The sequence below is a fragment of the Dehalococcoidia bacterium genome, assembly GCA_028711995.1.
Lineage (GTDB): Bacteria > Chloroflexota > Dehalococcoidia > SZUA-161 > SpSt-899 > JAQTRE01.
On record JAQTRE010000164.1, the window covers coordinates 1 to 6,018 of the forward strand.

General features: G+C 49.8%; 8 protein-coding genes. 5 read left to right on the forward strand and 3 right to left on the reverse strand.

The genetic code is table 11. The features are described from left to right. The 5 genes from PHV74_14515 to PHV74_14535 form a co-directional block, all read left to right on the forward strand. The coding region (locus PHV74_14515; protein ID MDD5095569.1) for a DUF128 domain-containing protein at positions 1-634 on the forward strand (634 nt) is incomplete at its 5' end. A gap of 81 nt (positions 635-715) precedes the next feature. After that, on the forward strand, positions 716-1,996 hold the full coding sequence (locus tag PHV74_14520) for a Glu/Leu/Phe/Val dehydrogenase (protein MDD5095570.1): 1,281 nt from the start codon (positions 716-718) through the stop codon (positions 1,994-1,996). A gap of 56 nt (positions 1,997-2,052) precedes the next feature. Then, the gene (locus PHV74_14525; GenBank protein MDD5095571.1) at positions 2,053-2,226 is read left to right on the forward strand and encodes a hypothetical protein; all 174 of its coding nucleotides are present in this window, start codon (positions 2,053-2,055) and stop codon (positions 2,224-2,226) included. A gap of 122 nt (positions 2,227-2,348) precedes the next feature. Then, positions 2,349-2,549, forward strand: a complete 201-nt coding sequence (locus tag PHV74_14530) for a hypothetical protein (GenBank protein ID MDD5095572.1) — start codon at positions 2,349-2,351, stop codon at positions 2,547-2,549. Then, positions 2,536-4,041 (forward strand): glutamine synthetase family protein, encoded by a 1,506-nt coding sequence (locus PHV74_14535; GenBank protein MDD5095573.1) that lies wholly within the window; start codon positions 2,536-2,538, stop codon positions 4,039-4,041. Before PHV74_14530 ends, PHV74_14535 begins: the two co-directional genes overlap by 14 nt. Before the next feature lie 97 nt (positions 4,042-4,138). On the opposite strand, the gene PHV74_14540 is transcribed toward PHV74_14535, so the two are convergent. The 3 genes from PHV74_14540 to PHV74_14550 all read right to left on the reverse strand — a co-directional run bounded on the left by PHV74_14540 (position 4,139) and on the right by PHV74_14550 (position 5,887). Beyond that, entirely contained in the window at positions 4,139-4,579 is a 441-nt protein-coding gene (locus tag PHV74_14540; protein MDD5095574.1) for a hypothetical protein, read from the reverse strand. Between the two features lie 58 nt (positions 4,580-4,637). Next, on the reverse strand, positions 4,638-5,075 hold the full coding sequence (locus PHV74_14545) for a hypothetical protein (GenBank protein MDD5095575.1): 438 nt from the start codon (positions 5,073-5,075) through the stop codon (positions 4,638-4,640). A 224-nt stretch (positions 5,076-5,299) separates the two neighbouring features. Continuing rightward, positions 5,300-5,887 (reverse strand): ATP-binding protein, encoded by a 588-nt coding sequence (locus PHV74_14550; protein ID MDD5095576.1) that lies wholly within the window; start codon positions 5,885-5,887, stop codon positions 5,300-5,302. Between the last annotated feature and the right edge of the window lie 131 nt (positions 5,888-6,018).

Here is a 6,018-nt window from a genome sequence, read left to right on the forward strand (position 1 = left end):
AGCGGCGCTCAAGAAGATGATACCGGTATTCGAGGCTGGTCTATGTGCCAGTCAGTTGGTTTCCATCGTAGAAAGCGGACAGAGAATAGGAGATGCAATCGTCCCTGAGAACAAAACGGCATTCGCCACAGTCTGTAGCATCGTCGTTAATGGTGCTCTACTGAAGTCGGGCATCCCCATGGACTCGCGCTTTGGCGGGATATTGCAGATCAAAGATCGGAAGCCCAAGCGCTTCACTGAGATCATCCACTACAACGGCTGCTCACTCGACCCTTCAGAAATATTCATCAGAGCGAAAATGACTTCAGTCACTGAAGCTGCTCATACTGGCAGCGGAGAGATTCTAGCCAATTTCCGCGAGATCCCTTCAATTTGCCTACCAACAGTCGAACGTGTTCAACAAAGCCTAGAATCGGCCGGCCTAGGTAGGGTCATGATCTGCGGAACCCCCAGTGAGGCGGTGTGCGAAATCCCAGTGGAACCGAACAAGATTGGTATGGTTCTCCTGGGTGGCTTGAACCCGGTGGCAGCAGCCATGGAAGCTGGCTTCGAAGCCGATAATCAGAGCATGGCTACGGTCATGGAATATGGTGAGTTGGTGCAATTTCAGGATCTGTTGAAGGAGCGATATTAGATTTACACATGGTGACGCGGCAGCGATGTGCGTTCCAATCGTCAGAGTAGTATACCTGGGAGATGAAAGGAGGAAGAGACTATGGTACAAGCGATCGCGAAGAGTAAGAAGGTAGCCGAGGACAACAATCCATTTGAGATCGTAAAGAGGCAGGTCGACAAATGCGCGGAGATATTGGAGTTGTCTACAGAAGTCACCGCCATGCTGAAGAGCCCCATGCGCGAGTTGCACGTGTCTCTGCCGGTTCGTATGGATGACGGTTCTACCAAGGTCTTTCAAGGCTTTCGAGTCTTATACAATGATGCTCGCGGCGCCGGAAAGGGAGGAATTCGCTTTCACCCGCAAGAGACAATTGACACTGTGCGGGCGCTGGCTGCCTGGATGACCTGGAAATGCTCTTTGCTGGATTTGCCATTGGGCGGAGCCAAGGGCGGTATCGTCTGCAATCCCAAGGAAATGTCCGCTGGTGAGTTGGAGCGGCTTAGCCGAGCTTATATCCGAAGCATTTATCCATTTATCGGGCCCGAAAAGGATGTCCCGGCTCCGGACGTGTACACCAATCCGCAGATCATGGCCTGGATGGCAGATGAGTATTCGGTGATTGCAGGCAAACCTCAGTTTGGAGTGATAACCGGCAAACCACTATGCATAGGCGGTTCTCCAGGGAGAGGTGATGCCACAGCTCGCGGTGGCATGTTTACGATCCGCGAAGCGGCCAACGATTTGGGAATAGACTTGAATAAAGCCACGGTGGCGATTCAGGGCTACGGTAATGCTGGCTATTTTGCAGCTAAGTTGTGCCAGGAGATGTTTGGGTGCAAGGTGGTGGCCGCCTGCGACAGTAAAGGCGGAGTGTATTCAACGAAGGGTATCGATTCAAAGAAAGCCTTCGAATGCAAGCAGGAAAGTGGCTCTGTCTGTAGCTTGCTGGGAGTAGAGCACGTCTCCAATGATGACATTCTGGCCATGGAGGTAGACATTCTCATCCCGGCCGCTATTGAAGGGGTGATTACAGAAAAGAACGCCCACAAGGTGAAGGCTAAGATTCTGGCTGAGTTAGCCAACGGCCCAACAACTCCGGATGCCGATGACATTCTCTTTGGTAACAATGTGCATGTCATACCGGATTTCCTGTGCAACGCGGGGGGCGTGACCGTCTCCTATTTTGAGATGGTTCAGAATGCCTATATGTACTGCTGGGATGAGGCTGAAGTACGTGAGAAGCTAGATAAGCGGATGACATTCGCTTACCGATCTGTGCTTGATACCAGTCGGCAGTTCCATATCAGCATGCGGCAAGCAGCTTATGTAGTAGCGGTGAGACGGGTGGTAGATGCGATGAAGACTCGGGGGTGGGTATAAGGTCTTACGTTCGCGGCCGAAAGGGCTCAAAGAGACTACAAAAGGAGGCTACGGCGATGGAGAGAACAGCTGAAAAGACGACAAAACAGCTATTTCAACCCTGTCCGCTTTATGAAGAAGGATTTGGCGGCCGGTGCAAGGATTGCGGCAAGCGTCAAGAATGTATCGCGCTAACGGTCCTTGACAAACTGCAAACGATTGAAAGCAAGCTTGACACTCTGATTTATTAGCCAAAAAGACAAAAACATCCAGAGCACAGACTTCTACAGGTGGCTTCTTATCCGTGCACTGGGCTATATCCTATGAGTGCGGATGTTGTATCTATCGGAAAAGGGCAGTAAAGGAGAGAGCTATGATTAGGCTTGGGCTAGACCGGATGGAAGTACAAGCAGTCGTCAGGAGGTCGTTGTCAAGCCGGCGACTCGCCGGAGACGATCTGCCTGGTTCCTTGGCAACTGTGATTGGAGAGGTCATCGAAGAGAACAACAAAAAGCTGCTGGAGCAACTGGGGGCACTACTTGAAAAGGAGAATTTTAGTCGTGTCAGACGCTAGTATCGCGCTTAGCCCGAACACCGTCATCCGACATTTGGGCAAGCCGCCAGAGGAATTCACGAAGCAGGATCTGGTCAGGTTCATTGAGGAGAACAACATTGAAGCCGTCAATTTTCGGCACTTGGGCGGCGATGGCCGGCTGAAGACGTTGAACTTTGTCATCAGCAGCAAGTCTCAGTTGGATCGCCTATTGTCTGCCGGGGAAAGGGTTGATGGCTCAAGCCTCTTTTCGTACATTGACTCGGCTTCAAGTGACCTGTATATTGTGCCTCGCTACAAGACCGCGTACGTTAACCCATTCGCCACCATGCCAACGCTTGAGATGCTTTGCACGTATTACACGAAGGATGGCAGCCCCCTACCAAGCTCACCCGAGAATATTCTCAGGAAAGCTAACCAGGCGCTGCTCAAAAGCACTGGGCTGACTTTGCAGGCGATGGGTGAATTGGAGTATTACGTTGTGGCGAAGAGGCAGAGTCAATATCCCACGATGGCCCAAAAGGGCTATCAGGAATCGGCTCCGTTCTGCAAATGGGAGACTCTGAGATACGAGGCAATGAAGGCGATAGCCCGGGCGGGGGGCTGCATAAAGTATGGGCATTCCGAAGTAGGCCACATCTGTGGTGAAGAGCAAGAGATGGAGCAGAATGAGATAGAGTTTCTCCCGGTTCCGGCCGAAGACGCTGCAGATCAGATCGTCATAGCCAAGTGGATACTGAGGATGATCGGCAACAAGTATGGAGTGGTAGTGACTTTTGCCCCCAAGATATTAGTTGGACACGCGGGGAGCGGCCTCCACATCCACACCAGATTGATGAGAAACGGGACCAACGTGATGGTCGATGGCAACGAATTGAGCGAGGTGGCACGTAGGACAATTGCTGGTTACCTTAGCCTGGCACCATCGCTGACTGCGCTTGGCAACACCGTCCCGCTATCCTTCCTCAGGCTGGTGCCTCACCAGGAGGCACCCACCAACATCTGCTGGGGTGATCGGAATCGCTCTGTCCTAGTGCGCGTACCTCTAGGATGGCTGAACGTGGGGAACATGGTAAAGGATGCCAATCCGCAGGAAACAGCAGATTCTGCCACATTCAGTGACAGCCAGACTGTAGAATTCCGTTGCCCGGATGGCTCAGCAAACGCTCATCTTCTCATGGCAGGGCTCGCGGTTGCGGCCCGGCATGGTCTCGAGATGGAGGGTGCCCTCGAACTGGCCAAGAAGCTCTACGTTGATGTTAACATCTTCTCCAGCGAACACAGCAAGGTTCAGCAGACATTGCCCCAACTGCCTGTTTCCTGCTGGGACTCAGCAGAATGCCTGACAAAAGATCGCCACATCTATGAGAAGGATGGTGTCTTCCCGGCGGTGGTCATCGACGGGTTGGCGAAGATTCTGCGGAGCTACAACGACAAGGACCTCAGCCAGAGGTACTACGGCAAAGGAGACGAAATCCAGAAACTGGTGGATCAGTACTTTCACTTTTCCTAGAAGCGGTCTTGAACCACCGGGAACTGGTTGCTGCACTGCTTTGTGCCTCCATTTTTTGAATAGGGCTCAAAACCGAGATCCTACCAGAAGTAATGCTTCATCCACCCATTTTGGGGTGACTTCTTAAGTTTACAATGATTTGAACAATAAAGAGGCCAAGCATGATGAATCCCCAAGTCAAAGAGGTCTTCCACGGCATCACTACAAATCCATAGTTCATCGCGTAATAAAGACCAAGGTAGGGTACCAGCCATTTCCAGTTATTCTTCCAGTTCTCACGAAAATTGATTCTTAAAACGTAGTCATACAGCCATTCCATGAGTAAAAAGGCAAGGAATATCCCTAGAAAAATAATGTATCGCACTGTTTCATTTTCCTGGTACACTAGGAAAATTCCATATACTGCAGGAATTGCTAATAGAAAATAAATCCAACCGAATCGATAAAGAAGGGCTATTCTGTTCTTTCGAACAAGAAAGAGCAAAATCAGAAAGATACTGTTCGCCAATCCTAGGATAAAGAAAAAGACTTCTAACATCTCGTATAATCCCCGCTAAATGACAAGAGATTTTCTGTCCCTGAACCTGTCTGTTGATCTATTCTCCTTGTATTGCGAGGTCAATTGCCTCTTTGAGCCGCTGCGGATCGTCCGTCCCTATTCGAGACTTCTTGCCGGTTCGAAACTTTATCTCCACGGCTTGAAAGCCGGATACATTGTAGAGCCACCCATTGGGAGCAATACGTATTCCCCATCCATAATACCAGCGGTTCCTAACAATTTGGCTCGATTCTATATCATGTAACTTAAATCGTTCATGGATAAGACCGGGGCCGAATCGCAACTCTAAATCATCTTCGTTGATTATTACTGTCAGGCTGGAGAACAATACCAAAGCAGCCGCAATAACTACCAGCACCCCGATGGCAATCCAGTTCATTCCAGCATTAGCTAGGACGATGCCGATAAGAACCATTGTAGCTGCCATTACTATGATGATCAAATATGCCACCTGAGTGTGTTTGTATCGTTCCATAATTCAGCAACTTCCAGGAGAATTATACTGCCGGGTGGACTGGTTACTCAAAAAGAGAGGTGAGGTATAAGAACAGCCGTTGAATTGAATATCAGAGTATGGTTAGAATAAAGTTAATCGCTGCTGAAAGGATTCGGATTCCTTAGGAAAACTATCAAAAGGTCACGATAACTCATATTGGGTTGCCTGAAGAAACGATAAGTACAGGCGAGGATCTACAATCCCTAGAGGCTGGAGTAGCAGGTGATTTCTCTTTCTGTTCTTTCATCCTTCAGGGATATCTCCGGACCTTTGTTAAGATAAGCAAGCTCTTTTAGCCGTTCACTCGGGATGCCAAAATCAAAACGGGCTCTACCGAATATGTTCTCGTCAGCAATGAATTGGACAATAGTACCGGTATCACTGGCTTCACCAACTTCATTTACCCTGCTCCGGGGAATTCCTTCCCGATATTCCTGCTCATAGGTTTTGCCATTACGCTTAACAGTAATCTTAAGCCATGATGACAGGGCATTGACTACTGATGCGCCAACCCCGTGTAGTCCACCGGATACTCTATAGGTATCACCGCCAAACTTGGCTCCAGCGTGCAGGGTCGTCATTACAGTCTCAAGTGCAGATATGTTCGTTATTGGATGCGTGTCTGTGGGAATGCCACGTTCATTGGCTTCAACCCTGGTTGTAGCATCCCCCAGAATGGTGCACAGGATTCTGGCATAGTGGCCAGCCATGGCTTCATCAACATTGTTGCAGACGAGTTCATACACCAGATGGTGTAATCCACGCTGGTCGGCGCTACCGATACATTCCAAACCGTCGTCGTACTACTTCAAGCCTGCCCAGAACATGGATATCGCCAGCAGCATATTTATCTGCTGTCGGTACATCCGGAGGAGAAGACGGATTTTCTTGTGCCAGGATGATGTCTAAACTCCTTCATCAG

Excerpts from the sequence above, each read along its gene's own strand:
- PHV74_14520 (MDD5095570.1), top strand. The coding sequence starts at position 716 with ATGGTACAAGCGATCGCGAAGAGTAAGAAGGTAGCCGAGGACAACAAT.
- PHV74_14525 (MDD5095571.1), top strand. The coding sequence starts at position 2,053 with ATGGAGAGAACAGCTGAAAAGACGACAAAACAGCTATTTCAACCCTGT.
- PHV74_14530 (MDD5095572.1), top strand. The coding sequence starts at position 2,349 with ATGATTAGGCTTGGGCTAGACCGGATGGAAGTACAAGCAGTCGTCAGG.
- PHV74_14540 (MDD5095574.1), bottom strand. The coding sequence starts at position 4,579 with ATGTTAGAAGTCTTTTTCTTTATCCTAGGATTGGCGAACAGTATCTTT.
- PHV74_14545 (MDD5095575.1), bottom strand. The coding sequence starts at position 5,075 with ATGGAACGATACAAACACACTCAGGTGGCATATTTGATCATCATAGTA.